Consider the following 24,557-nt stretch of genomic DNA (forward strand, 5'->3'; position numbering starts at 1 on the left):
TCTCAACGGTGCAAGGAGGCCTTATGTCACTCATCGTCGCAGCAAGATTCACCACTTTTCCCGCCGCTGAAAGTGCGGCGCAAAAGCTTTTCAACGCAGGGTTCGTCGAGGAAGACGTGACGCTCTTCTTCGTCAATCCGCGTGGCCAGCATGCGCGTTATCCGATCGGCGGCGACACCGGCACCGACGCCGGCGCGAGAAATGCGCCCAAAGGCGCGCGCCTGGGCGTGACCGTCGGCGCCGTAGTGGGCGCGGTGGTCGGCGTCGCGATCTTCGCGGCGTTCGCCGCGCCGCTGCTCGTGTCGCTGATCGCGGCGGGCGTCGGCGCGTACCTCGGATCGTTGGTCGGTGCGATGTCGCGCACGCGAGAGACCGGTAAGACCGGCCATCATCTGCCGTTTCACGAAGAAGCTCGCGCTTCCGGCGTACTGGTCGCCGTGCACGTATCGCCTGACAATCAGCTCGATGCCGCGCGCGTGTTGCGCGAAGCGGGAGGCGCCGCGATCGAGAAGGCCTCCGGTCGCTGGCAGCAAGGGCGTTGGGCCGATTTCGATCCGACGAGGACACCGGAGCCGCTCAAGGAATTCAGTGAGAAGCTTGCGTGATGGCGGTCTGATTCGGCTTTCGAAGCGGTTGAAGGCAAAACGGCCCGACGTTGTCGGGCCGTTTTGCATTTGAGGTCTTTGGAATTTCTGCGTTGCGCATGACGCGAAGCGTGATTCAGCTGCCGACAACCTTCACACCCATATTTGCCGCCCGCCGTAAGGCAGTTGCTCCGTGTGTTCGGTTTGACGTTCGTCGCGCGTCGGCTGTTCGCAGCCGGCTGGCACCAAGCCGTCATGCAAAGGTCCGCACGACGACATCGGCGCTTGCGCATTCGCTGGCGGCGCGTCCTGCACTTGCTCGTTCTCGCTCATCTGCAGCGCCGCAGCCGACGCTACGATTGCGACGCCCACGAGAAATTCCGCGCTTCTGATCTTCTTCATGGTGTTTCTCCCTGTCGTTATTGCCTGCCCGCCTGTTTTCAACTATTCGCACGATTTGCAGTGTGTCGATACGTGCACTGCAGGCGTGGTGCGCTGCGGGCGCAGCGGTAGGTAGCAACCGTCGTGCCACTGTCGCTAACCCCGCTGGGCCGGGCTTTCAGGGGCGTGTGAGCGCGACGCGGCGCGCAACATTTACGCGCGTTGGCAAGATTGCCCGCGCCCGCTGACCGGTTGTGAGCCGCTATGACCGCGCGTGACGCCGGGCACGGCCCGTGCGAATAGACCAACGAACCCCGCTGCGGGACGACCCGTGCATCGCAAACGCATTTACAGGGCAAAGGGCGGCGGCGGATTCCACGATCAACGAAACCCTGGAGGTATTGAATGGCTACGAACGTTGTTTCCGTACTGAACGATCTGGTCGAAACGTCGAAGGATGGCGAAAAGGGCTTTCGCAAGGCAGCCGAAGATGCGCACGATGCGCAACTGAAAACGATCTTCCTGTCGCGTGCCGACGACTGCACGCGCGGCGCGCGCGAGTTGCAGGACGCGGTTCAGACCTTGGGCGGCAAGCCTGAAACGGGCGGCAGTATGAGCGGCGCGCTGCATCGTGGCTGGGTCGATGTGAAGTCGGCAGTCACCGATCGCAGCGACTACGACATCCTCGCGGAATGCGAAAAGGGTGAGGATGTCGCGAAGAAACGCTATCACGACGCGCTCGAAAAGGACTTGCCGGTGGACGTGCGCGCGCTCGTCGAGCGGCAATATCAAGGCGTGCTGCAAAACCATGATCGCGTGCGCGATCTGCGCGACCAATATGCGGCGCGGCGTTAATCGCCGTCAAGGCGGCCCGTGTCCTGAAGAGCGCGCTGGTCGCCGCGCAGCGAGTAGCGGAACTGCGCAAAACAGCAGCCGCATAAAGAGCAAATAAGAAGGCCGTCCGCATCGCGGACGGCCTTCTCAGTTTTCCGAACCTTTCGCAAAGAGCCGGCGTTCGCCGGCATCCTCACACCGGTCGCCTGATCTTATTCGGCGGCGACCTTCAGATGGTTCTTCACGCTCGACACTCCCTTCACGCCTTGGACAACTTCTTCGGCGGCGGCCTTGTCGTCGGCGGACGGCACCGAACCCGTCAGCCACACCACGCTCTTGCGGGTCTTCACGTGAATATGGGTCGACTTGACGTTCTTCGCGGCGAGCAGATCGGCCTTTACCTTGGTGGTGATCGCGCTGTCGTCGACGTGCTGGCCGATGGATTCGGATGCGGCCGGCGGTGCCGAAGCGCTGGTCTGAGCCGCAGCGTTCAACGCGAATGCGACACAAGCGATGCTGCCGGCGGTCTTCAGAATTTGGATCGTCTTCATGGTTTCTCCTTCGGGTGTTGATGAAAATTGCGGTCTTGTTGCCTGCGGTCGATCGCGGCCGGAACCGCCGATGACTCGCGTGGGGTCGTTGCCGCTACGGTTCCGTCAGGGCCCGTTATCGACACCGGACGCGGGGGCAGTGCATGCGCTGCATACGTTGCGTTCGCGCGTTTGACGCGCAAAGCCCGACATCCGTCCACACAGTTTGGGTCCGCAAGGGGCGTGCCTGGTGCGTGGCGCAAGCAGGACCTGTCGCGAGAATGCCGTTACTGCACGTGCATTTAGGCTGACGAATCGGGGGGCGGTACTGAGTGACGGGGGGTTCGACGAGACGTCCGGGTGAGGACCGGAATTTGCCGAGGGCTTGTAAAAAAGGCGTCCGATAACTGTGCAATCAACGGGCCCGAGACCGGGCGGAAAGCGTAAAGCTTTTAAAAACAGGGTGTTGGAAAAGCTGGTACGACAGTTGCTCTACACGGCTCACAGGCCATTTCTCAGCATTCACATCAGCTACTCAACGGGACCTCACTACAATGCCTTCAATTGAACTACGCACAAGGCAGTCTCTCGCACTCACGCCGCGTTTGCAGCAATCGGTGCGTCTGTTGCAGCTGTCGTCTCTGGAATTTCAGCAGGAGTTGCGCACTGCGCTCGACACCAATCCGTTTCTCGAATACGACTCGTCGGAAACGGAAGATGTAGCGCTCGCCACCGCCACGTCGGGCGACGAAGCCGCCGCGCTGCCGGCGGTCGATTCGGCAGCCGCCGCCGAACCCGAAGCGCTGCCAGCCGACAGCGTCGGCGGCGATACGATGGAAAGCGCGGGCCAGGACGATATGGGCGCGGACATGGGCGGCGAGTTTTCAGGCGACTACAGCAGCCGCGGCTCGGCGCGACAAAACGGCGATTCGGAGGGCAGCGATCCGGCCGAATGGGCCCGCTCGCAACCGACCTTGCACGAGCAACTGCATGACTCGCTGCGCCTGTACCGGCTCGACGACCGTGATCGCGCGGTGGCCCGCTTCATCATCGAGGCGCTCGACGACGACGGCTATCTGCGCCAGTCGCTCGCCGATCTCGCCGATAGCGTTGATCTCGAACCCGAATTGACCGAAGAAGAATTGCTGGTGGCGCTGCGCCTCGTGCAATCGCTCGACCGGCCCGGGCTGGGCGCGCGTTCGCTATCGGAGTGTCTGTCGCTGCAGGTGAATGCGTTGCCTGCTGATACGCCGGGGCGAGAGGTTGCGCGCCAGATCGTCGAGCATCACCTGGAACGCCTCGCGCGCCGCGAGCAGGCCGAGCTGCAAAAGCAGATCGGCTGCAGCGCCGAAGAGTTGCGCGTGGCGTGCGCCCTGGTGCGCAAGCTCGATCCGAAGCCGGGCAACTGCTATGGCCGCACCGAGGACAACTACGTGGTGCCGGACGTGATCGTGCGCCAGGTGCGCAACAAGTGGGTCGTGTCGATCAATCCGGCGGTGCAGCCGCGCGCGCGGATTCATCGCATGTACGCGGAACTGTTCGCGCAGTCGGCCGGCGCGAGCCGCTCGCCGCTCGCGCAGCAGTTGCAGGAAGCGCGCTGGCTGATCCGCAACGCGCAGCAACGTTTCGATACGATTCAACGCGTCGCGGAATGCATCGTCGCGCATCAGAGGGCCTTCTTCCAGTACGGCGAAATCGCGCTCAAGCCGATGGTGCTGCGCGACGTGGCCGAAGAACTCGGGCTGCACGAGTCCACTATTTCGCGTGCCACCGGCAACAAATATATGGCCACGCCGCGCGGCATTTTCGAGTTCAAGCATTTCTTCCCGCGCGAGCTGGGCACGGAAAGCGGCGGTACGTGTTCGGCGGCCGCGGTGCGCGCGCTGCTCAAGGAAATGATCGCCGCGGAAAATACCCGCGATCCGCTGTCCGATGTGACGCTCGCGAAGATGCTCGCGGATCAGGGCGTGCTGGTCGCGCGCCGCACGGTCGCGAAGTACCGGCATCTGATGAAGGTGCCGCCGGCGGAGTTGCGCCGCCAGATCTGAATGCGCGGCGCCCAGTCCACGGGGCTGCGCTCAAGCGCAACATTTCATGGGCCACGCGAGGCTGTCCGCTCGCGTGGCCCTTTTGCGTATCTGGACGTTTCGTGCGCGCGCCATTACATTGGCGGGTCGAATCGAAACGGGTGAGCGCAATGAAGTATTCGAATCTGGTCGAGCGCCTGCAAGGCAGACGCACGTCCGCATGGGAAATCCATCGTGTCGCGCAACTGGCGGAGGCGGCCGGCGAAGACGTGATCGTACTGAGCGTGGGCGACCCCGACTTCGCGACGCCCGCGCCGATCGTCGAGCGCGCGATCTCCGCGTTGCGCGGCGGCGATACGCATTACAGCGCGGTGTCCGGCCGCGAGCCGTTGCGCGCGGCGATCGCGGAAGAACACACGCGCACGACCGGCTGCGCGGCGAGCGCGGCCAACGTCATCCTGACCGCGGGTGCGCAGAACGGCGTGTTCGCCGTGTCGCTGTGCCTGCTCGAAGCGGGCGACGAAGTGATCGTCCCCGAGCCGATGTACCTGACCTACGAGGCCTGCGTGCGTGCGGCGGGCGCCACGCTGGTGGCGGTGCCGGTTGATCCGGCGCGGGCATTTCACGTCGATTGCGACGCACTCGAAGCAGCGGTTACGCCGCGCACCAAGGCCATTTTCTTCGCGACACCGTGCAATCCGACCGGCGTGGTGATGCCGCGCGCCGATCTCGAGCGCATCGCACGGCTTGCCTGCCAGCATGATCTATGGGTGCTGTCCGACGAGGTCTATGCCGAGCTGACCTTCGAGCGCGAACATGTGAGCATCGCGTCACTGCCCGGCATGGCGGAGCGCACCGTGACCCTCGGCAGTCTATCGAAGTCACACGCGATGGCGGGCTGGCGCGTCGGCTGGGCGGTCGGGCCTATGCAGCTGATCGAGCACATGGGGCGGCTCGCGCTTGCGATGCTGTACGGCTTGCCCGGCTTCATCCAGCAAGCCGCGTTGACGGCCGTGCAAAACAAGGCCGCCATTGCCGCCGAAATGCGCGAGATTTACCGGCGTCGGCGTGATGTGGTGTTCGAGCGCCTGCATCGCGTGCCAGGGTTGCGCTGCCTGTTGCCCGAGGCAGGCATGTTCATGATGGTCGACGTCAGCGGCACGGGTCTCGCGACGGTAGATTTCACGTGGCAGCTGTTTCGTGCGCAAGGGGTGTCGGTGCTCGACGCGAGCGCGTTCGGCGAGACCGCGAATGGCTTCGTGCGGCTCGGCTTCGTCGTGGAAGAGGCCCGGCTGATCGATGCATGCGAGCGGATCGCGGCGTTCGTGGGCGGGTTGCGGGAGCGTTGAGACGGTGTTGTGCCTGAGCGTATGGGCGAGGCGACCGGCCCGCTGACGCCCCAGGCTTTCTTCGGCATTTCGGTTTGTTTTCGTTTCGTTTTGGCAAGCGATGCGCGGTGGGAAGAATGAGCCACCGGGTGAGTTTTCTGTTGACGGCACTAAAGCTTGCGTCAAGAATCGAGCGCCGGGTCCGTCTGCGATACCCATAGACACCCATAACCAGGACACCGGCGCATCTCGACTCGCACGCGGGAACGCCATGGGCCATCGTCTCTACTTTTCGTTACGCCAATTGCTGATGGCGGGATCGCTGGCGGCCGGTCTCATAGCAGTGGCCCTCGCTTTCGCCGCGCTGGCCGCGTTCAGTCAGTGGTGCGCGGCCGCCGAGCTCGACGATACATCCGATGCCGATGCCGATGCGGCTGTCGCAACGCAGAGCGCGGCGCCGGAGACCGGCGCGCCCGTGCGCAGCCAGACCGGCACGCACAGTCGACGCGACGCGAACGTTGACGCGAACCAGCAACAGCACGATCCACACGTCATGCCGTCGCGCACGGGCAGCCAGCCGCGCACATCCTCAGCCGCTCGCAACGATACGTCGGACATCGCGCAGCGCAATGGCAAATCCACGGCTGTGATCCCGGTGCCACCGGAAACCTCAAGCGTCACCCAGCATTCGATCCGCCTCGATGGCCGCAAGATCGACTACACGGCGACCGCCGGCAACCTGCTGTTGCGCGACAAGACCGGCGAGGCCAATGCAAGCGTGTTCTACTTGGCCTATACGGTCGCCACCAAAGGACCCTCGACGCGTCCCGTCACCTTCCTCTTCAACGGCGGACCGGGCGCCGGCAGCGTGTTTCTGATGATTGGCTCGTTCGGACCGAAGCGGGTACGTACCGCGAGTCCGGCCAGCACGCCGCCCGCGCCGTACGCGCTCGACGACAACCCCGACAGCCTGCTCGGCGTCACCGACCTGGTGTTTATCGATGCGGTGGGCGCGGGCTTGTCGAAGATTGTCGGGCATGGCGCGGGCAAAGACTTCTGGGGCGTCGATCAGGACCTCGGCGCGTTCTCGCAGTTCATCGACCGCTATCTGACGCTGAACCAGCGCTGGAATTCGCCCAAGTATCTGCTCGGCGAATCGTATGGGACCGCGCGTGCCGCGATGCTCGCGTATCGATTGGGGCAGAACAATATCGCGCTCAACGGTGTGATCCTGATGTCGTCCGTGCTCGATTCCCAGGCCTTTGCGCCAGGCTCGGATTTCAAAAGCGAAAGCTATCTGCCGAGCTTCGCGGCGATCGCCTGGTATCACGACAAGATCGTGCCGAAACCCGCCAGCTTGCCGGCTTTTCTCGACGAAGCCCGCGCGTTTGCACGCGGACCCTACGCGCAAGCGCTCGCCCAGGGTGATGCGCTGCCCGACGAGCAGCGCGATGCGATCGCCGCGCGCATTGCGCAGTTCACCGGACTCGATGTCGGATACGTGAAGCGCAACCGCCTGCGCCTTTATCCTTCGCGCTTTCGCAGTGAGTTGCTGCGCGATCAGTCGCGCAGCGTCGGCCGTTACGATGGGCGCTTCGAAGGCATCGACTTCGACGATGCGTCGGAGCATCCGGATTTCGACGCGTCCGTGAGCGGCGTGTCGAGCGCTTTCGATGCGGCGCTGCATCGGCACTTCGCCGAGGACCTGCACTTCACGCCCGCCGAGCGCTACATGGTCTTTAACGACGACGCGTTGACGCACTGGGATTGGAAACATCGCGAATGGTGGGGTGAACATTTGACCGCGCCGTATGCGGCTGGCGACCTTGCTGAGGCGATGCGGCAAAATCAGCAGTTGCGTGTGATGTCGGTGAACGGCTATTTCGATCTCGCCACGCCGTTTTACGCGACCGAGTATGCGCTGGCGCATCTGGGGCTCGACGGGCCGCTGCGCGCCAATGTGCGGCTCGCGTACTATCCGACCGGCCACATGATCTACCTCGACGATCGCGCATTGCATGCACTCAAGGGCGATCTGGTGAGCTTCTATGAGGCGGGCGCGCGTTGAGATTCGCGAGCCGATATGACGCGCTGGCATTCGAGCGGCCTTCGGACCTCGTTTAAATAGCGGGGCCGTCTACCCTTTGCCGCGAGTATCGTCCGTAGCATGCAAGCTCGGCGCGTGCCGTCGAACGGTATAATCCTCGCACCGTGCGACAGTCGTTCAAAGTCGCGCGGGCCATCGGCCACTGCCTGCCAGTCTGCTTCGTCAACCCGGTTTCACCAATTGCTCCCATGGAATTCCGCCCGATCCAGTCCTTCACGCGCAAACGGCTCTCCGACGTCGTGTCCGACCAGATCAAGCAACTGATCTCGGAGGGCACGCTGATGCCGGGCGACCGGCTGCCTGCCGAACGCGATCTGGCCACGCAGCTCGGCGTGTCGCGGCCATCGCTGCGGGAAGCGTTGATCAGGCTGGAAGCCGACGGCTACATCGAAACGTCGGGGCGCGGCGGCTTCACGGTGGTCGACGTAACCGCGCCGATCATCTCCAAGCCGCTCGCCGAGTTGCTGCTGCAAAATCCGCGCACCAGCGCCGATATTCTGGAACTGCGCCAGGGGCTCGAAGCCATTTCGACCGTGTACGCCGCGCAACGCGCGACGGCGGCGGACCTCAAGAAGATCAGCGCGGCGTTTGACGCGTTGAAGGCCGGCTCGCTGTCCCAGGATCGCGTGAATCTGGCTGAACTGGACGCCGCGTTTCACCTTGCGATTGCCGACTCCACGCACAACGTCGCGCTCGCTCATGTGATGCACGGCATCCATACGCTGATTCGCGAGGGTATGCGGCAATATCATCGGTTGATCGACTACGATGCCGCGATGGAAAAGCAGTTGATGAGCCAGCATCAGGCTATCTACGACGCCGTGATGGCGCGCGACGCGCAGAAGGCGCGCAAGGCGGCCGAGCGTCATCTGACGTATGTGCGCGAGATGTATAAGGACGACGCGGCGAATCCTTCGGCAAATGGGGTTGCGTGAGGGTATGAGTGCATAACCGTGTGCGTTAGCCCCACGCGTTGTCAGGGACTGTGTCTCAGTCTCAGCCCCAGCCCCAGCCCCAGCCTCTAGCCGTTCCCCGCTTCTTGCCCGCCCGCCGCGCGCTCCAGCCGGCAACCTGCCGCGCTCTTTCTTTCGCGATTGACACCCTCCGGCGACTTCCTTATATTCTTGGTCAGACCAACATGACCAAACTGGCCGAGCCGTCCTGAACTCGCACCAGGTCCGCGGGCGTACCTAGGCCCTCATGACCTTCCAGCCCGGTTCCGCAGTAGAGTAGGCCAATCCCCGCTCGCCGTTTTCTTTTCAAAGAGCTTATGAAAGTCGCCCTGTTCATCCCGTGCTTCATCGACGCGTTCTATCCCGAAGTCGGGATCGCCACGCTCGAATTGCTCGAACGCTTCGGCATCGAGGTCGATTATCCGCAGGAGCAAACCTGCTGCGGCCAGCCGATGGCCAACAGCGGCGCGCATGCCGACGCAGCCGGCGCCGAGCGCGTATTCGCGCGCAACTTCGCAGGCTACGACTACATCGTCGGGCCGTCCGCGAGTTGCATCCATCATGTACGCGAGCATCTCACCGCGATCGAACAGACCAGCGAAGTGCAGAAAGTCCGCGCGAACGCGTATGAACTGGTCGAGTTTTTGCACGACGTGATCGGCGCGCGTGAATTTCCATGGGCCGAGTTTCCGCATCGCGTCGGCTTGCATAACAGTTGCAGTTCGCTGCGTCATCTGAAGGAAGCATCGGTGTCGGAAATCGCGGCCGCGCCGTTCTCGAAACCGCGTGCCTTGCTTGAATGTGTGAAGGGCATCGAGTTCGTCAAGCCGGCCAGACCCGACGAATGCTGCGGGTTCGGCGGCACGTTCTCGGTTACCGAAGAACCGGTGTCGGTGCGCATGGGGCAGGACAAGGTGCGCGACCATCTGAACGCGGGCGCCGAATACATCGTGTCGGGCGACATGTCGTGCCTGATGCACCAGCAAGGCTGCGCGGAACGCATGAAGGCCGACGCGCGCTTCATTCATATCGCGCAGGTCCTCAACGGAGCACGCGCATGAGCCGGATCGACCACGCGAAAGCCGCGGGCGCTTTCATCAAGAAGACCGAGCACGTCGCGTTTCACGACAAACGGCTGTGGGATTTGCGTGAGAAGCGCGATGCGCAGGCGCATGGCATCGCCGAATGGGAGACGCTGCGCGAACTGGCATCGGGCATCAAGGAACATACGCTGTCGAACCTGGCCGACTATCTCGAACAGTTTGCCGCGGCGGCCGAGGCCAATGGCGTCGTCGTGCATTGGGCCGCCACCGCCGAGGAACACAACACGCTGGTGCACAAGATCATGTCCGAGCGCGGCATGACCACGCTCGTCAAAAGCAAGTCGATGCTCACCGACGAATGCAAGATGCGCGAGTATCTCGAACCGCGCGGTATTACGGTGATGGAGACCGATCTGGGCGAACGCATCCAGCAGCTCGACCATCAGGACCCCAGCCACATGGTGGTGCCCGCGGTCCATAAGCTGCGCGCCGATGTCGCCGAGCTGTTCGGCCGCACCATCGGCACCGATCCGAAGAATAGCGACATCCACTATCTCGCGGAGAGCCAGCGGATGAATACGCGCCCGTACTTCGTGCGCGAAAAGACCGCCGGCATGACCGGCTGCAACTTCGCGGTGGCGGAGACGGGCACGGTCGTCGTGTGTACTAACGAAGGCAACGCGGATCTGTCCGCAAACGTTCCGCCGTTGCATATCGCGTCGATCGGCATCGAGAAGCTGATCCCCAGGGTGTCGGATCTCGGCGTGTTCATCCGCATGCTGTCGCGCAGCGCGCTGGGCTCGCCGATCACGCAGTACACGTCGCATTTCCGCGCGCCGCGTCCGGGCACCGAGATGCATTTCATCCTCGTCGATCATGGCCGCTCGGAGCGGCTTGCGATGGAGGACTTCTGGTACTCGCTCAAGTGCATCCGCTGCGGCGCCTGCATGAACACCTGTCCGGTGTATCGGCGCAGCGGCGGACTCTCGTATGGCGGAACCTATTCGGGGCCGATCGGCGCGATCATCAATCCGACCTTCGATCTGAAGCGCTACAGTGCATTGCCGTTCGCGTCGACGCTCAACGGCAGCTGCACGAACGTGTGTCCGGTGAAGATCAACATTCACGAGCAGATCTACAAATGGCGCACGGTGATCGCCGAGCGTCATGAAGTGCCGTTCGTGAAGCAGGAAGTGTTGAAGATGGCCGGGCGTCTGCTGGCGAGCCCGACCTTGTATCGCGCGACGGTGTCGTCGATGGGCGGCGCATTACGGCATCTGCCGAATTTCGTGCTGTATAACCCGCTCAACATCTGGGGCAAGCAGCGTGAGTTGCCGGAAGCGCCGAAGCTGACCTTCCATGCCTGGTACAAGAAAAATCGTGGAGGTGGTGATGGCAACGCGTGAGGCTTTTCTCGCGAAGGTGCGCGCCGCGCAACCGCCGGCGCGACCGCGTCCGGACGTGCCGCTGTTCGACACGCCGGGCGGCGATCTTCGTGCGCGATTCACGACGGCATTGCAGGCGATGGGCGGTACCTGTGTCGAGGCCGCGACCGCCGGCGAGGTGAGCGCTTTGATCCGGGAGCGGTTCGGCGACGCGGTGTCGATTGCATCGGCAAGCCCCGAAGTGCCGGGTACGCGCGCGCTGACGGCGGACACGCAACCCGCTTCGTTGCAGGACGTCGACGTCGGCGTGGTGCGTGCACGCTTTGGGGTGGCCGAAACCGGCTCGGTCTGGTTCAGCGAACGCGAGTATGTGGTCAACGCGCTGGGCTATATCGTCCAGCATCTGATCGTGTTGCTCGATCCCGCGCAAATGGTCGATGGCTTGCAGGACGTCTACCGGCGTGACGATTTCCGCGACGCGCGTTACGCGGCGCTCGTCACCGGACCTTCTGCGACCGCCGATATTGAAGGCGTGCTGATTCGCGGCGCGCAGGGCGTGCGCTCGTTGACCGTGGTGTGGGTGGCCGCTTGAAGCAATTTCCGCAGGGGCCGGGATGCACCCTGCGGTTTCATTGGTGAGCCGCTACTGGCCGCCTCCGCCACGGACTTTGCTATCATCACTGTATAAACATACAGTCTGTGTACAAGCCCGTGGCAACCGATGCTCAGTCAGATTTCCGCTCTGACGTCCCTTACTATCTGCTGAATTTCGAGCGCGCGCTGGCGTGGCTCGCCACGCGTTACGACGATCTGATGGACGCCCAGGAGCATGCGTTCATCGACGCGTTCGCCGGCTTGCCACAGCCGGCGCGGGCGCTGCTCGTGCGCATGCTGATGCGCAAAGGCACGTTGTTTCGCGCGAGCCGTCTGTCTTATGAGGAGATCGGCTGTCCGTTGCAGGCGGCCGCGCCGATGGCGGCGCTCGGCTGGATCGATACCGAACCGGCGCTCACACTCGACGATCTGTTCGCGCTCAGCACACGCGCCCAGTTGCTGGAGATATTCGCACAAGCCATTGCGTCGATTCCCGGTGCAAAGAGCTTGCGCAAGCCGGATCTGCTGGAAACGCTACGGCCGTTTTATGCAGGCGACAGCGAGGAAGAAAACCGCCCGCAACGCCCGCTTTCCGTATGGCATGCGCAGACCACGGATTGCGTCCTTCACGTCGTCATTGCGCCGCTTTGCGAACGCTTGCGTCTGATGTTCTTCGGCAACTTGCAGCAAGACTGGTCGGAGTTCGTGCTCGCCGATCTCGGCGTGTTCCAGTACGAAAAGGTGGCGTTCGCGCCTTCGTCGCGCGCGTTCCAGCAACGCGCGGACATTGACGTCTATCTCGCGCTGCATGCGTGCCGCGAAGCACTGGAGTGGCTTTCCATCGACGGCGCCGCGACGACGCACGAAGAACTCGTCGCCACCGTCGCCGCGATCGAGACCGCGAATCCGTGGCTCGAAACGCGTCGCGCGAAATTGCTGTTCCGTATCGGCCAGGATTGCGAACGCCGGCAGCACTGGAGCGCCGCGCTCGCTGTTTATGAAGGATGCGCGTGGCCCGGTGCGCGCCATCGGCGCATGCGAGTGCTCGAACGCAGCGAGCGCTTCGACGAAGCCTTCGCGCTGGCCTCGCAGGCGGCCCTCGCGCCGGAAAGCGAAGAAGAGGCGCAGCGCATCGCGCGCATGTTGCCGCGTTTGCGGCGCAAGCGCGGCGAACCGGCGCAACGCTTGCCGGCCGCTCGGCCGGTCGAGCGCAGCACGCTGGTGTTGACGAAGCCCGAGACGCCGCAAGCGGTCGAATACATCGCGCGCGATCATCTGACTTGCGATGCCGCACCGGTGCACTACGTCGAAAACGCGCTGATCAACTCGCTGTTCGGTTTGCTGTGTTGGGAGCCGGTTTTCGCGGCGCTGCCCGGCGCGTTTTTTCATCCGTTCCAGCGCGGGCCGGCCGATCTGCACGCACCGGATTTTCACGCGCGCCGCGCGGAACAGTTCGCCGGGTGTCTGGCGCAACTCGATAGCGGCGTTTATCGCGAGACGATTCTGCGGCATCTGCACAGCAAGGCCGGGCTGCAATCGCCGTTCGTGTTCTGGGGGCCGCTTACGCCGGATCTCGTCGTGCTGGCGCTCGACTGTTTGCCCGCCGCGCACCTGAAGCTGTGGTTCGAGCGCCTGCTGCGCGATATTCGCGGCAACCGTTCGGGCTTGCCGGACCTGATTCGCTTCTGGCCGGCCGAACGCCGCTACGAGTTGATCGAGGTGAAGGGCCCCGGCGATCGCTTGCAGGACAATCAGATTCGCTGGCTCGCGTACTGCGCGCAGCATGGGATGCCGGTGCGGGTGCTCGACGTGCGGTGGGCTGAAGAAGCGCTCATCGAACCTGAAGCCGTGGCGCAGAGCATCGCAAAGTTCGACACCGGGGCAGCGGCATGACCTACGTGGTGGCCGTTCGCGCGCTGTGCGAGTTCACCGCGAGACGCGGCGATCTGGATCTGCGCTTCACGCCCGCGCCGACCTCGCTGGAAGGCATGGCCGGCCACCTGACGGTCGCCGGGCGGCGCGCGAACGGCTACGAAATAGAAATCACGCTGACGGGCACGCATCGCGGTTTGACCGTGCGCGGGCGCGCCGACGGCTACGATCCTGCCGCCAACCGTCTCGAAGAGGTCAAGACGCATCGCGGCGATCTGGAGCGCATGCCTGCCAATCACCGCACGCTGCATTGGGCGCAGGCGCTGGTGTACGGTCATCTGCTGTGCCGCGCGCGCGGGCTTGCCGAATTGACGGTTGCGCTGGTGTACTTCGAGATCGGCAATCAGAAGGAAACGCTGCTGACGCAAACGCATACGGCGCGCGAACTGGAGATTTTCTTCGTCGAGCAGTGCGAACGATTTCTCGATTGGGCGGTGCAGGAAGAGGCGCATTGCGCCGCGCGCAACGCCGCGCTCGGTGCATTGCAGTTTCCGCATGGGCAGTTTCGCAGCGGGCAGCGCGAACTGGCCGTGTCGGTGTATCGCGCGGCGCGAGACGGCAAGCCGTTGATGGCGCAAGCGCCCACCGGTATCGGCAAGACGCTCGCGACGATTTTCCCGTTGCTCAAGGCGTGTGGGGCGCAGCAGATCGACCGGGTGTTCTTCCTGACCGCGAAGACGCCGGGCCGCGCGCTCGCGCTCGACGCGATCGAAACGCTGCGCCAGAGCGCCGCGTCGCGCGGTGCGCCGTTGCCGTTGAGAACCCTGGAGCTGGTCGCACGCGACAAGGCCTGCGAGCATCCCGACAAAGCGTGCAACGGCGAGTCGTGTCCGCTCGCGCGTGGTTTCTATGACCGGCTCGATGCGGCCCGCAGCGCGGCGCTGGCAGGGTCGCGTCTGGATCGCGCGGCGGTGCGCGCAGCCGCGCTCGCGCACGAGGTCTGTGCGTACTATCTGGCTCAGGAGCTGGCACGCTGGGCCGACGTCGTGATCGGCGATTACAACTACTACTACGACAGCAGCGCGATGCTTTACGCGCTCACGCAGATCAATCAGTGGCGCGTCGGCGTGCTGGTCGACGAGGCGCACAATCTGCTCGACCGCGCGCGGCGAATGTACACCGCGTCGCTCGATCAGGCGGCGTTCAGGCTCGCGCGCAAGACCGCGCCGGCCAGTTTGCGCAAGCCGCTCGAACGCCTGCAGCGCGAATGGAGCGCGCTCAAACGCGCGCAGACCGACACGTATCAGGTCTATGCGGACGTCCCCGGCAAACTGCTGTCGGCGGCGCAGAATCTGATCGGCGCGGTTACGGATCAGCTTGCCGAAGCGCCGCTGTCGATCGACGAAGCGTCGCTGCGATTTTTCTTCGACGCGATGCATTTCGTCGCACTGGCCGAGCAGTTCGGCGCGCATTCGATTTTCGACGTGACGCTTACCGCCGACCGTTACGCGCCGCGCGACAAGACCAACGCGACGCTATGCGTGCGCAACGTCATTCCCGCGCCGTTTCTCGCGCCGCGCTATGCCGCTGCCCGCACTACCGTGATGTTCTCCGGCACGCTTAGCCCGCACCATTTCTATCGCGACACGCTGGGGCTTCCCGGGCAGACGCAATGGCTCGACGTAGAGGGGCCGTTTCGAGCGGAGCAGTTGCAGGTGCGCGTGGCCGGCAATGTATCGACGCGCTGGCGCGACCGCGAGCGCTCGCTCGCGCCGATCGTCGATCTGATCGCGAAACAGTATGCCGCGCAACCCGGCAATTACCTGGGTTTCCTGAGCAGTTTCGAGTACCTGCAGCGCGTGGTCGAGTTGATGCGCGAGCGGCATCCGGATCTGCCGGTCTGGGCCCAGGAGCCCGCCATGGACGAAGCCGCGCGCGACGCGTTTCTCGCGCGCTTTCGGACCACGAATCAGGGCGTCGGGTTTGCGGTGCTCGGCGGCGCGTTTGCGGAAGGCGTCGATCTGGTCGGCCAGCAACTGATCGGCGCATTCATCGCCACGCTCGGCTTGCCGCAGATGAACGACGTCAACGAGCAGATGCGCCGCACGATGGACGCGAAGTTCGGCAACGGCTACGACTACATGTATTTGTATCCGGGCTTGCAGAAAGTGGTGCAGGCCGCCGGGCGCGTGATCCGCACGGAGCAGGACCAGGGCGTCGTGCATCTGATCGACGACCGGTATCGGCGGCCCGAGGTGCGGCGGTTGTTGCCGCGTTGGTGGCAGGTGCGCTGAAATTGCACCGATTCACGCGCCGTACTTCGCGCGCTGGGTCTTGTGGAATTGCGTGACGCAGCGGGCTGCGCATCATGCATCACATCACACATCGCATCGCATCGTTATGCGCCGGCGCCAGCGCCGGGCAAACGCGCGTTACCGCGCGCGGCCGCTGATCGCCGGCCGCGCGCGTCGCTTCACGCATGCGGCGAAGCCGCCCCCGGATTGCCAGGCGTTCCCGGACCACCCGCGGGCTTGGAATCGACCGGAATCTGATCTTCGACCGGCGCGTCGCCTCTACGGTTCGCGTCGTTCAGCAAAGCATCGTCAGCGGGCGAGGTTGGCGTGGGCGTATCCTTCGACACCGGCCAGGAACCTTCATCGGCTTCAATCTTGGCCGCCTCGCTTTCCGGGTCCCACGTCAGCAGATGGCGCTGCGGATTCGCGATCCCGATGCCGCGTTCGCGGAACTGGTCGACGATGCGCCTGTTGAATTCGCGCTGCACGCCCCAGCGCGCGGTGTCACGGCACTGCATCTGGCCGGCCAGCGTGACGGCCGAGCCGTCCACCGCATCGACGCCCCAGAACGCGAAGTCCGACAGAATGCCGTCCTTGAATTTTTCGTCCTCGCGCAGCGCGGCGCCGATTTCCTTCAGCGTATTGATCGCGAGATCGACGTCCTGGCCGAACACGATGTTCACGCGCACCGCCGCATTGCCGAGCCCGCGATTCGTGTTGTTCACCGTCGACACCGAACTGAACGGCACGGTGAACAGCGACCCGTCGCTGCCGCGCAGCCGCACGGTGCGGATCGACAGATATTCGACGGTGCCGGATACGCCCGCGAGCGTGACCCAGTCGCCGACCTGCAGCGCGTTTTCCATCAACAGGAAAATGCCGGTGATGAAATCCTGCACCAGCTTTTGCGAGCCGAAACCAAGCGCGACGCCGAAGATGCTCGCGCCCGCCAGCAGCGGCCCGATGTTCACACCGAGTTCGCTCAGGCCGGTCAGCGCCACCACCAGCGCGATCACGCAGAAGAGCGCGCTGCGCAGCATCGGCAGCAGCGTGCGCAGGCGCGCGGCGCGCATCAGATCGCCGTTGGTGGTCCAGTTGTCCAGCCGCCGTTCGACCGACACGTTGACGACTTCCCACACGATCAGCGCGACGATCGCGGCCACGCCGATGGTCGCGAGCGCCGACGCGAGCCGGTGGCCGATCGTGCCGGCGCGGAACAGGTCGACCACGTCGACGCCCCATACCTGCAAGAGCGCGAGCGCGGTGACGATGCCGATCACCCAGCTGATCAGGCGCCGCAGCAGCGGGTAATAGCGGTACGCGTGCTGATGCACGAGCGACTTCTCCGAGTCGTCCTGCACGTGAAAGAGCCGGGCCAGCGCACCGAAGGTCACGATCGACGCGAGCCGCGCGCCCACCAGGATCGCCACCGTCCAGCCGCCGATATGCACCAGCGTGTGATAGCCGTTCTGCACGTCGAAGGCCCACACGAACCACAGCGCCATCACGATGGCGGCCGTGAACCACGCCCACGCATCCGCGAACGCATTGCTGAACATCTCAAGCGAGTCGTGCTTCGCGAAGCTCGCGCGGATCAGTTCGCCGATCGGCCTCGCGCACTGCAGGATCAGGATCGAGATCAACACGTGGCCGGCGAGCGCGACCACCTTCAGCAGCGCGAGGTGCGCGGCGTCGTTCAGACCGAGCGCTTGCGCGACCTCGGCGAGCGCCACGCCGGCGCCCACCACGCTGACGATCCGCACGATCCAGCGTTGCACGAACACGGCCCACGCGTCGCCCATCCGCAACAGGCGCAGGCGCGGCGCGGCGGGCTGCAGAAAGAAGCTGCCGATGATCGTGATTACGCGGCTCAGCGCGTAGACGTCGATCAGCGAGTCGAGCGCGCGGTCTTGCGGCGTGCCGCCGGTGGTGAAGATCGACATCAGCGCGCTGGCCGCGCCGACGAACACCGCGAGCGGCACCATCCGCAGCACGGTGACCAGCAGCGCGCGCGGCAGGCGTTGCAGCAGCGTCCAGTGGTGCGTGGCGTTGCGTTTGCCTTGGGCTTCGATGTCTTTGTCTCTAGTGGCAGCGGAAACCGGAGCGGCGGCGACGGCCTGAGCCTCGGCTTCCAGCACCGGCGGCACGGGCCCGGTCGGCAGCGGCGGCAGCGCGGTGCCCGGCGCGCCGGACGGCGGCGCAGTGTCGACAGGCGCAGCGGCCTCGCGCGCGCCGTCCATCTCCAGTTCGTTGCGTTCGCGGCGCGCGGCGATCGCCTGATAGGCGCGGCGCAACACGCGCCGTGCGAGCCATTCCAGCACGAGGGCGGGCGCCAGCGCGGCCAGCAACGACCACACGACGTTGACCAGCACGCCGCGCGCATGCGGGTTGCTCAATTGCCAGTGCCACCACGCGCGGACCGACGTGACGTCGAGCAGCGCAGCCACCGAGCCGCGCAGGGACTTGCCGAGATGCATGACCCAATGCGCGCCCTGGCGGGCCATTTGCGACGCGAGCCCGTTCGACGTGAAGGCGGAGGGGACGAGCGGGGCGGCGCCGCTCGCCGCGGCCGGGGCTGAAGCCGGCGCGGCTGCCGAAGCGGCGGGCGGCGCGCTCAGCGCCCCGGCGGCGGCGATCGCCTGCAGCGTATCGGCGACTTGCGCGCGGCGGTTCGGGTCGTTGAGCACGGCGAGCGCGTCGCGGGCCTGCGCGGGCGTCAGGCTGACCGGGCCGGATGCCGGGGCGGCGGGAGTGGGGGTGGCTTGTGCGGCGGCGGCAACAGCTGGCGCGGTGCCGAAGATGAGAAGAATGAAAAACCAGACGTGGAATATTTTACGCATAGGGTGTAAAGCGGGGTACCAGGTGCGGACATTTGTGCCGAAACGCGTGGATGCGTCCGGCGGCGTGACCATGAACCGACACGGGTCTAACGTACAAGTTCCGCGCGCGCAGGCCGCCGGATGCGGCCCCAAAGCCGGTCAAGGACGGTTGCGCGATGCGTGAGCGTGGCGTTGTCGGCGAAACCCGTAACGATAACCGATGCCGAAGCCGACTTCTGGGTTCAGAGGGTAAGCAAGAATCTTGCCCGTCGGCGGGAGCGGCATCGTGGGCGTGCGTCGGACGCGGATGCACGCGGCAGGCAAGGGGGTGGCGGGTGCCTCCGGCGCGCGAGTCAGCGAATCATCCAAATCATCCGAATCGCTGACACGCTTCTCGACGAGCTTTTGCGTTTCGTGCCGATCGCGTTTCAGGCGTTGTTTGGCCTGAAAACGCCGGCACAACATGTCGGCGGCGATCCGGGCCAGTGCGGCGGAGATTCCTCCGGCAACGAGCTATGCATGAGGTACGCTTGGCCTCTTTACCGAGCGGCCAGAACGAGCGTTACCGCCGCGCCGGCCACGCGGCCACCATCACACCGTGCCCATCGCGCCGACCGGCGCAACGCCGAACGTCCCCTCAACCACTTCGGTAAACGTGCGCTCTTCGCGCAGAATGAAGCGCTTCGTCTGCGCGAGCCTGAAGTTGTCGAGCGCCTCGGCGTCGGCGCGCAATCTCGCCCGATAGGCCTCGTAAGCCGCGAGGCTGTCGAACGCGATCAAACCCCACGCGATGTCGTTGGTGCCTTCGTGCGGCAGGAAGTAGCCGACCAGATGACCGCCGCAGCGCGGAATAATGCGGCCCCAGTTGCGCGCATATTCGTCGAAGGCATCGCGCTGGAACGGGTCGATCCGATAGCGGATGAAACAGGTGATCGCCATGTGCAAGCTCCCGGTTGCGTCCTGGGATGAACGCTTGGGGGCCAGTATGGCCGCCGCCCGCTTGCGATGTTTCACCGCGTGATGAACTGTGCAATGCTTCGCGCGCCCCCGCCCGCTCACACCAGCGAAGGCGCGTGCCGCTGCCCCTCGTCGCCGGCATCCGTGCCGCCGTTCGGGTTCGATGCGCGTCCGCCCGCAGGGTCCTGATGCAGCCGGTTCGCGTGCATCAACCGGTATAGCGTCGCGCGCGAAATGCCGAGTTCGGCGGCCGCTTCGGACAGCCTGTAGCCGTGCCGCTGCAGAGCGTGTTCGATCGCGTCCTTTTCCGCCTTGCTGCGGATTTCCGCGAGCGTCACCGCCGGTCCGTTGTCCGCTTCGGGCAAGCCGAGGTCGCTCGCGGTAATGAAGCGGCCTTCGCTCATCACTACCGCACGCCGCACGCAGTTGATCAGCTCGCGCACGTTGCCCGGCCACTGATAGTTCGACATCGCGACGATCGCGTCGCTCGACAGCCCGCGCAGTTTGCGCGCGCCGTCCTGCCGGTACATGCTGAGCGCGTAGTTGGCGAGCAGCTTGATGTCGCCGCCGCGCTCGCGCAACGGCGGCTCGACGAGACGCAGCACGCACAGACGGTGATACAGGTCGGAGCGGAAACGGCCGTCCTCGACCGCCTTGTCCAGATCGACGTGAGTCGCCGAGATCACGCGCACGTCGACATGGATCAGCGCGTTGCCGCCCAGCCGCTCGATCGTGCCCTCCTGCAAAAAGCGCAGCAGGACTGCCTGGCATTCGTGCGGCATGTCGCCGATTTCATCGAGAAAGAGGGTGCCCTCGTGGGCGCTTTCGATCCGGCCGATCTTGCGCTGCAGCGCGCCGGTGAAAGCGCCGCGTTCGTGGCCGAACAACTCGGCTTGCAGCAGGCTCGGCGGAATCGCCGCGCAATTGATGGCAACGAACGCGCGGCCCGCGCGCGGCGAGCGCTCGTGAATCGCACGAGCGGTCAGTTCCTTGCCGGTGCCCGACTCGCCGGCGACGAACACCGGCGCATTGGTCACGCCGCATTTGTCAATGCGCCGGTAGAGCTGCTGCATCGCCTCGCACTGTCCGACCATGCCGTGCCGGCCGAGCGACGGCTCCGGCGTGACGCGGGTCTGACGCAGGCTCGACAGTCCGTGCGCATGGCCGAGCGCGAACATCAGCCGGTCGTTCAGCCAGGGCCGCGTGACGAAATCGAAGCAGTAATCGAGGATGAAGCGGCTGATCAGTTCGTTTTCCGTCTGCCCCGGCACGATCTGCGCGACCCAGTTGGTTTCGGCGCGCCGCATGCACGACGCGAGCGCGGACAGATGCTGCGACGTGCAGTCGTCGGGCAGTTGCACGAGACCGACCTTGATGTTGCCGCGCTCGATCAGGCGTTCGGCGGCTGCCGTGCTTTTTGCGTGCACGGCTTGCCAGCCGGACGCCGCGAGAAACTCGACGAGCTCCTGGTCGGGCGAGTTCGACACGTACAACACGGTGCGTTCAGTGTCGACAGGCGTGCAAGGCGTATTCATGTTACCCCCGGTTCAATGCTGCTCACAGGACTGCTGTTCGACATACAGGACACCCCGGCGGGCAACGCCGACCTTCAGTCAGGCAAGCCGCGCGACGCTTCCGTTTGCGCGGCTCGGACGCGGCTTGCGGATGTTCGTGACCGGCTGCGGGAGCCCGGCGACGACGCTTCAGCAACTGCAATAACGGGGCGTGGAGCGGACGGCGCAAACCGCGAGACGCTACACAATGGACCGGTAACGGCAACCGCGTTCATTACTGAAACCGCCACACGATTTTTCCCCGAATCACAAAACCGCTTCTTGCCCCGGTGACCTGAAACAGACGCTCTAATTGGCGCAGTGGCTTAAAGATAAGCGAAAGCGCCTGAGAGCGCCATACAAACAAATGTGGATCAAGAAAGCATTTTCGCGAAATCGCGGGTATGGCCGATTAATAAGCGATTGGTCAATCCCCGTTATGAGAGGCATCCAACATAACCATGCAATTCGCAGTGCGGTTAAGCCAGCGCGGATTCGCAGGTTCCGGTGGAGCGTGTCTCATGTCTGCTACATATTTGGCAGGACCTGGCAAACGGGTCGCGGCCAATCGGCGGGACGGCACTTTTGACCTGGCCGCGCCGGGACGCGCGGCCAGGCGCGGCGCGCGCCGCACGACGCGGCTTCGCGCCGTGCCAATGATCTATCGGCTGCGCGAAAAGACCGTCCCGTTCGCGTGTCATGAACGAATCAATGTGAGCTGCGAAACGCGTCAAGCCCGGACGCAACACAGTAGAAGGCACGGCTGCTCATGGGTTTTCGGCAGCATGGCATAGCCGTTGCAATAAGGTCTGCACAGCAAAAGAATGCGTTGCCGCCCAGTTCAAAGCACGGGGCATACGGTGAAAAAAGCAGACCGGCGGCAAACGAACGCTTCGCAAGCATGGCCGAGGAAGCCAATGGGCGTTCCGCGGCGGCGGCGGGGCCAATAAGACAGACGTCGAATTAAAAAGCGGATGACTGATTGATAGCAATATCGGCCATTCATAACCGGACGACGTAAAAAATTGTTCGCGCAGCTTTTTCCGTTTCTTACGGACGGACGCGAAGGGGAGAGCAATAACGACAGGTTGCGCGTTCGTGCTGTTTATGCTGTTTGCGAGCGACGGACTGAACAAAGCAGGGGTAGCGCACGGACAGGACCAGCCGGGCGCGAAGAAGCGGGGAGAGGCCGCTAGTCTCCGTAGAGAGACGAGTTATGAGGTGAACTGGGTGCCGTGTCCGCAGGGTTGCGCGGGCACGGCCACCTGGACAGGGCGTGGAGCAGGCCCATTTTTTCGGGGGATGTCATGAAAAAGCTGATTCCTGAGCCGATCGACGCAACGCGGTTAGACCATCGAGCCGCCGTGGGTGCAACCGGGTTTCGCTACCGCCGGCACGTTGCCGCGTCGGCTGCGCTGTTCGCCGCACCGGCGCCCGATCTGCTGACGCTGGTGATCGCCGGGGAGCTCAAGCGCCGCGCGCAAGCCGAGTTGCAGCTCGACGAGTTGCGCGACGCGGTCTACGAGACGCCGGTGCAGCGCGAACGCAGCCCGGAACGCAGCCCGGAACGCAACGACGACCGCGGCGGGTGGATTTACCCGTTCGATTTCGAAGAATAATTCCGGGCGTCGACCGTGGTCGACGTGGCCGCGTCAACCCGGCCGACGCAGACCGGCGGAGCCCCGACATGATCGACATCTTCCTGATTGCCGCCAGCACCGAACATGCGCAACACATCGTTGCGCGGCTGGAAGAGAGCGGCGTGCGCTACCGGCTGCGCATGGTGTACGGCACGCTCCGGCAACTGGACGCGCATTCGCGCGTGATCCGCGGCGCCGATCTGCTGATCGTCGACGATTCGAATCTGAACACGCGCGAACTCGACGGCATCGAAGAAGCGCTCGCCTGCTGGCCGACGCTGCATTGCATGCTGGTGACGCCGGCGCCGTCCACCGCGTTGCTGGGCGCGGCGCGGCGCATCGGCGTGCGGCACGTGCTGTCATGGCCGCTCGACCCGCAGACGGTTACGGACGCGCTGACCCGCATCGACGTGAAGAAAAACGCGCCCGGCCGGCGCACGGGACGGGTCGTGTCGCTTGCGTCGAGCAAGGGCGGCAGCGGCACGACGATGGTCGCCGTCAATCTCGCCTGTTCGCTCGCCGCGCAACGCGACCGGCGCGTGCTGCTGATCGACCTGAGCCAGCAGTTCGCCGACGCGAGCCTGCTGATGGCCGACCGGCCGCCGCCGACGACCCTCGCCGATCTGTGTTCACAGATCGAGCGGCTCGACGCCGCGTTGCTCGACTCGTGCGTGATGCCCGTGCACGCGAACCTGGACCTGCTGGCGGGCGCGGGCGATCCGCTCAAGGCCGCAGAGTTGCTGCCGGCGCAGTTGGAGCCGATTCTCGCGCTGGTGCGCGAGCGCTATGACGCGGTGCTGATCGATGTCGGCGCGAGCCTGAACGCGCTGACGATCCACGCGCTCGATCACAGCGACGCGATTTGCATGGTCGTGCGGCAAAACCCGCTTTATCTGCACGGCGGGCGCCGCATGCTCGACATCTTCAGGGAGTTGGGCTATCCGGCCAGCAAGGTGCGCGTGGTGGTCAATCAATACGACAAGAGCGCGCAGATCAATCTGCCGATGCTCGAGAAAACCCTTGGCGCGAAAGTCACGCATCAGTTGCCACGCGACGACAAGCATGTCAACGAAGCGCTCAGCCGGGGCGTGCCGCTCGTGACGCTGGCCCGCGACAGCGCGCTTGCGCACGGCATCGGTCTGCTCGCCGGGATGCTGTGGCCGGCGACGGCCGAGCGCCGTAAAAGCATGATCGGCCGGTTGTTGACGACGTGGCCGAACTTGCCGCCGCAATTGAAGCCGGGGATTTGAGTCTGTTTCCCGCGCCAGCCCAGCGCGGATCATTCGTTACGCGTCGAGTGCGGATCGGGAGCGGTTCGCGAAGCCGTCGCTGCGCCGCTCGTTCGGCATCCTGCCCGCCGATCGCGGTGTCGTATCGCACGGAGCATACCGGTTCGAGGCCATCCGATGTACCTTGGCTCCTTCCTGTTGGACCTCGGCTTCCGGCTGGTCAATGTCGGCATCCAGAACATAGTCGTGTACGGCTGCCACTTCGCGTTGCAGGTGGGGCGCATCGTGCGCGAGGAGAATCTGCTGTCCGGCGACAAGCGCTGCCGCGCGTACCGGAACAAGGTGCAGTTCCGGGTGATTCCCGGCGTATTCTGACGGTGTATGGTTAAGGCACGCAGTCCGTCCGCTTGCCCTTCGAGAAAATCAC

General features: G+C 64.5%; 20 protein-coding genes. 14 read left to right on the forward strand and 6 right to left on the reverse strand.

Annotated elements, in window-relative coordinates:
* Positions 1-23: 23 nt before the first annotated feature.
* On the forward strand, positions 24-605 hold the full coding sequence (locus FVF58_RS07525) for a hypothetical protein (protein ID WP_149669272.1): 582 nt from the start codon (positions 24-26) through the stop codon (positions 603-605).
* 132 nt (positions 606-737) lie between these two features.
* Here FVF58_RS07525 and FVF58_RS07530 read toward each other — a convergent pair whose 3' ends face one another.
* Positions 738-986 carry a hypothetical protein gene (locus FVF58_RS07530; protein ID WP_149669273.1) on the reverse strand — a complete coding sequence of 83 codons (249 nt, stop codon included), beginning with the start codon at positions 984-986 and terminating at the stop codon, positions 738-740.
* 384 nt (positions 987-1,370) lie between these two features.
* On the opposite strand from FVF58_RS07530, the gene FVF58_RS07535 reads away from it, so the two are divergent.
* Positions 1,371-1,820 carry a PA2169 family four-helix-bundle protein gene (locus FVF58_RS07535; protein ID WP_149669274.1) on the forward strand — a complete coding sequence of 150 codons (450 nt, stop codon included), beginning with the start codon at positions 1,371-1,373 and terminating at the stop codon, positions 1,818-1,820.
* Between the two features lie 191 nt (positions 1,821-2,011).
* Here FVF58_RS07535 and FVF58_RS07540 read toward each other — a convergent pair whose 3' ends face one another.
* The gene (locus FVF58_RS07540) at positions 2,012-2,350 is read right to left on the reverse strand and encodes a BON domain-containing protein (protein WP_149669275.1); all 339 of its coding nucleotides are present in this window, start codon (positions 2,348-2,350) and stop codon (positions 2,012-2,014) included.
* A gap of 533 nt (positions 2,351-2,883) precedes the next feature.
* Here FVF58_RS07540 and FVF58_RS07545 point away from each other — a divergent pair.
* From FVF58_RS07545 to FVF58_RS07585, 9 genes are all read left to right on the forward strand, one after another.
* Entirely contained in the window at positions 2,884-4,377 is a 1,494-nt protein-coding gene (locus tag FVF58_RS07545) for an RNA polymerase factor sigma-54 (protein ID WP_149669276.1), read from the forward strand.
* Between the two features lie 149 nt (positions 4,378-4,526).
* Complete coding sequence (locus tag FVF58_RS07550; RefSeq protein WP_149669277.1) at positions 4,527-5,705, forward strand: pyridoxal phosphate-dependent aminotransferase; 1,179 nt, start codon at positions 4,527-4,529, stop codon at positions 5,703-5,705.
* A gap of 250 nt (positions 5,706-5,955) precedes the next feature.
* Positions 5,956-7,752: a S10 family peptidase gene (locus FVF58_RS07555; protein WP_149669278.1), complete on the forward strand. Its 1,797-nt coding sequence runs from the start codon at positions 5,956-5,958 to the stop codon at positions 7,750-7,752.
* 227 nt (positions 7,753-7,979) lie between these two features.
* Entirely contained in the window at positions 7,980-8,726 is a 747-nt protein-coding gene (locus FVF58_RS07560) for a FadR/GntR family transcriptional regulator (protein ID WP_149669279.1), read from the forward strand.
* A 335-nt stretch (positions 8,727-9,061) separates the two neighbouring features.
* Entirely contained in the window at positions 9,062-9,805 is a 744-nt protein-coding gene (locus FVF58_RS07565) for a (Fe-S)-binding protein (RefSeq protein ID WP_149669280.1), read from the forward strand.
* Complete coding sequence (locus FVF58_RS07570) at positions 9,802-11,193, forward strand: lactate utilization protein B (RefSeq protein WP_149669281.1); 1,392 nt, start codon at positions 9,802-9,804, stop codon at positions 11,191-11,193. The genes FVF58_RS07565 and FVF58_RS07570 overlap by 4 nt, the downstream gene beginning before the upstream one ends.
* A complete protein-coding gene (locus FVF58_RS07575) occupies positions 11,180-11,764 on the forward strand; it encodes a LutC/YkgG family protein (protein WP_149669282.1) in 585 nt (194 codons plus the stop codon). The genes FVF58_RS07570 and FVF58_RS07575 overlap by 14 nt, the downstream gene beginning before the upstream one ends.
* Positions 11,765-11,883: 119 nt before the next feature.
* The gene (locus FVF58_RS07580; RefSeq protein WP_149669283.1) at positions 11,884-13,659 is read left to right on the forward strand and encodes a VRR-NUC domain-containing protein; all 1,776 of its coding nucleotides are present in this window, start codon (positions 11,884-11,886) and stop codon (positions 13,657-13,659) included.
* Positions 13,656-15,932, forward strand: a complete 2,277-nt coding sequence (locus FVF58_RS07585) for an ATP-dependent DNA helicase (RefSeq protein WP_149669284.1) — start codon at positions 13,656-13,658, stop codon at positions 15,930-15,932. The genes FVF58_RS07580 and FVF58_RS07585 overlap by 4 nt, the downstream gene beginning before the upstream one ends.
* A 179-nt stretch (positions 15,933-16,111) precedes the next feature.
* On the opposite strand, the gene FVF58_RS07590 is transcribed toward FVF58_RS07585, so the two are convergent.
* The 4 genes from FVF58_RS07590 to FVF58_RS07605 all read right to left on the reverse strand — a co-directional run bounded on the left by FVF58_RS07590 (position 16,112) and on the right by FVF58_RS07605 (position 21,243).
* A complete protein-coding gene (locus FVF58_RS07590) occupies positions 16,112-18,772 on the reverse strand; it encodes a mechanosensitive ion channel family protein (protein ID WP_149669285.1) in 2,661 nt (886 codons plus the stop codon).
* A gap of 138 nt (positions 18,773-18,910) precedes the next feature.
* Positions 18,911-19,216: a hypothetical protein gene (locus FVF58_RS07595; protein ID WP_149669286.1), complete on the reverse strand. Its 306-nt coding sequence runs from the start codon at positions 19,214-19,216 to the stop codon at positions 18,911-18,913.
* A 126-nt stretch (positions 19,217-19,342) separates the two neighbouring features.
* The gene (locus tag FVF58_RS07600; RefSeq protein WP_149669287.1) at positions 19,343-19,690 is read right to left on the reverse strand and encodes an NIPSNAP family protein; all 348 of its coding nucleotides are present in this window, start codon (positions 19,688-19,690) and stop codon (positions 19,343-19,345) included.
* Positions 19,691-19,806: 116 nt separating this feature from the next.
* Entirely contained in the window at positions 19,807-21,243 is a 1,437-nt protein-coding gene (locus tag FVF58_RS07605; RefSeq protein WP_149669288.1) for a sigma-54-dependent transcriptional regulator, read from the reverse strand.
* A 1,325-nt stretch (positions 21,244-22,568) separates the two neighbouring features.
* Here FVF58_RS07605 and FVF58_RS07610 point away from each other — a divergent pair.
* The 3 genes from FVF58_RS07610 to FVF58_RS07620 all read left to right on the forward strand — a co-directional run bounded on the left by FVF58_RS07610 (position 22,569) and on the right by FVF58_RS07620 (position 24,505).
* On the forward strand, positions 22,569-22,880 hold the full coding sequence (locus FVF58_RS07610; protein ID WP_188130740.1) for a hypothetical protein: 312 nt from the start codon (positions 22,569-22,571) through the stop codon (positions 22,878-22,880).
* A gap of 68 nt (positions 22,881-22,948) precedes the next feature.
* Positions 22,949-24,151 (forward strand): CpaE/TadZ family protein, encoded by a 1,203-nt coding sequence (locus tag FVF58_RS07615; protein ID WP_149669289.1) that lies wholly within the window; start codon positions 22,949-22,951, stop codon positions 24,149-24,151.
* Between the two features lie 156 nt (positions 24,152-24,307).
* Positions 24,308-24,505 carry a hypothetical protein gene (locus tag FVF58_RS07620; protein ID WP_246216973.1) on the forward strand — a complete coding sequence of 66 codons (198 nt, stop codon included), beginning with the start codon at positions 24,308-24,310 and terminating at the stop codon, positions 24,503-24,505.
* The last annotated feature ends 52 nt before the right edge of the window (positions 24,506-24,557 follow it).

It is taken from the genome of Paraburkholderia panacisoli (assembly GCF_008369935.1).
In the GTDB taxonomy this organism is placed as follows: Bacteria; Pseudomonadota; Gammaproteobacteria; order Burkholderiales; family Burkholderiaceae; genus Paraburkholderia; species Paraburkholderia panacisoli.

What these genes read in the sequence shown, in the direction of transcription:
- FVF58_RS07620 (WP_246216973.1), top strand. Translation starts at nt 24,308, where the DNA reads ATGTACCTTGGCTCCTTCCTGTTGGACCTCGGCTTCCGGCTGGTCAAT.
- FVF58_RS07570 (WP_149669281.1), top strand. Translation starts at nt 9,802, where the DNA reads ATGAGCCGGATCGACCACGCGAAAGCCGCGGGCGCTTTCATCAAGAAG.
- FVF58_RS07525 (WP_149669272.1), top strand. Translation starts at nt 24, where the DNA reads ATGTCACTCATCGTCGCAGCAAGATTCACCACTTTTCCCGCCGCTGAA.
- FVF58_RS07555 (WP_149669278.1), top strand. Translation starts at nt 5,956, where the DNA reads ATGGGCCATCGTCTCTACTTTTCGTTACGCCAATTGCTGATGGCGGGA.
- FVF58_RS07545 (WP_149669276.1), top strand. Translation starts at nt 2,884, where the DNA reads ATGCCTTCAATTGAACTACGCACAAGGCAGTCTCTCGCACTCACGCCG.
- FVF58_RS07575 (WP_149669282.1), top strand. Translation starts at nt 11,180, where the DNA reads ATGGCAACGCGTGAGGCTTTTCTCGCGAAGGTGCGCGCCGCGCAACCG.
- FVF58_RS07530 (WP_149669273.1), bottom strand. Translation starts at nt 986, where the DNA reads ATGAAGAAGATCAGAAGCGCGGAATTTCTCGTGGGCGTCGCAATCGTA.
- FVF58_RS07600 (WP_149669287.1), bottom strand. Translation starts at nt 19,690, where the DNA reads ATGGCGATCACCTGTTTCATCCGCTATCGGATCGACCCGTTCCAGCGC.
- FVF58_RS07585 (WP_149669284.1), top strand. Translation starts at nt 13,656, where the DNA reads ATGACCTACGTGGTGGCCGTTCGCGCGCTGTGCGAGTTCACCGCGAGA.
- FVF58_RS07595 (WP_149669286.1), bottom strand. Translation starts at nt 19,216, where the DNA reads ATGTTGTGCCGGCGTTTTCAGGCCAAACAACGCCTGAAACGCGATCGG.
- FVF58_RS07615 (WP_149669289.1), top strand. Translation starts at nt 22,949, where the DNA reads ATGATCGACATCTTCCTGATTGCCGCCAGCACCGAACATGCGCAACAC.
- FVF58_RS07565 (WP_149669280.1), top strand. Translation starts at nt 9,062, where the DNA reads ATGAAAGTCGCCCTGTTCATCCCGTGCTTCATCGACGCGTTCTATCCC.
- FVF58_RS07610 (WP_188130740.1), top strand. Translation starts at nt 22,569, where the DNA reads ATGAAAAAGCTGATTCCTGAGCCGATCGACGCAACGCGGTTAGACCAT.
- FVF58_RS07550 (WP_149669277.1), top strand. Translation starts at nt 4,527, where the DNA reads ATGAAGTATTCGAATCTGGTCGAGCGCCTGCAAGGCAGACGCACGTCC.
- FVF58_RS07590 (WP_149669285.1), bottom strand. Translation starts at nt 18,772, where the DNA reads ATGCGTAAAATATTCCACGTCTGGTTTTTCATTCTTCTCATCTTCGGC.
- FVF58_RS07605 (WP_149669288.1), bottom strand. Translation starts at nt 21,243, where the DNA reads ATGAATACGCCTTGCACGCCTGTCGACACTGAACGCACCGTGTTGTAC.
- FVF58_RS07540 (WP_149669275.1), bottom strand. Translation starts at nt 2,350, where the DNA reads ATGAAGACGATCCAAATTCTGAAGACCGCCGGCAGCATCGCTTGTGTC.
- FVF58_RS07560 (WP_149669279.1), top strand. Translation starts at nt 7,980, where the DNA reads ATGGAATTCCGCCCGATCCAGTCCTTCACGCGCAAACGGCTCTCCGAC.
- FVF58_RS07535 (WP_149669274.1), top strand. Translation starts at nt 1,371, where the DNA reads ATGGCTACGAACGTTGTTTCCGTACTGAACGATCTGGTCGAAACGTCG.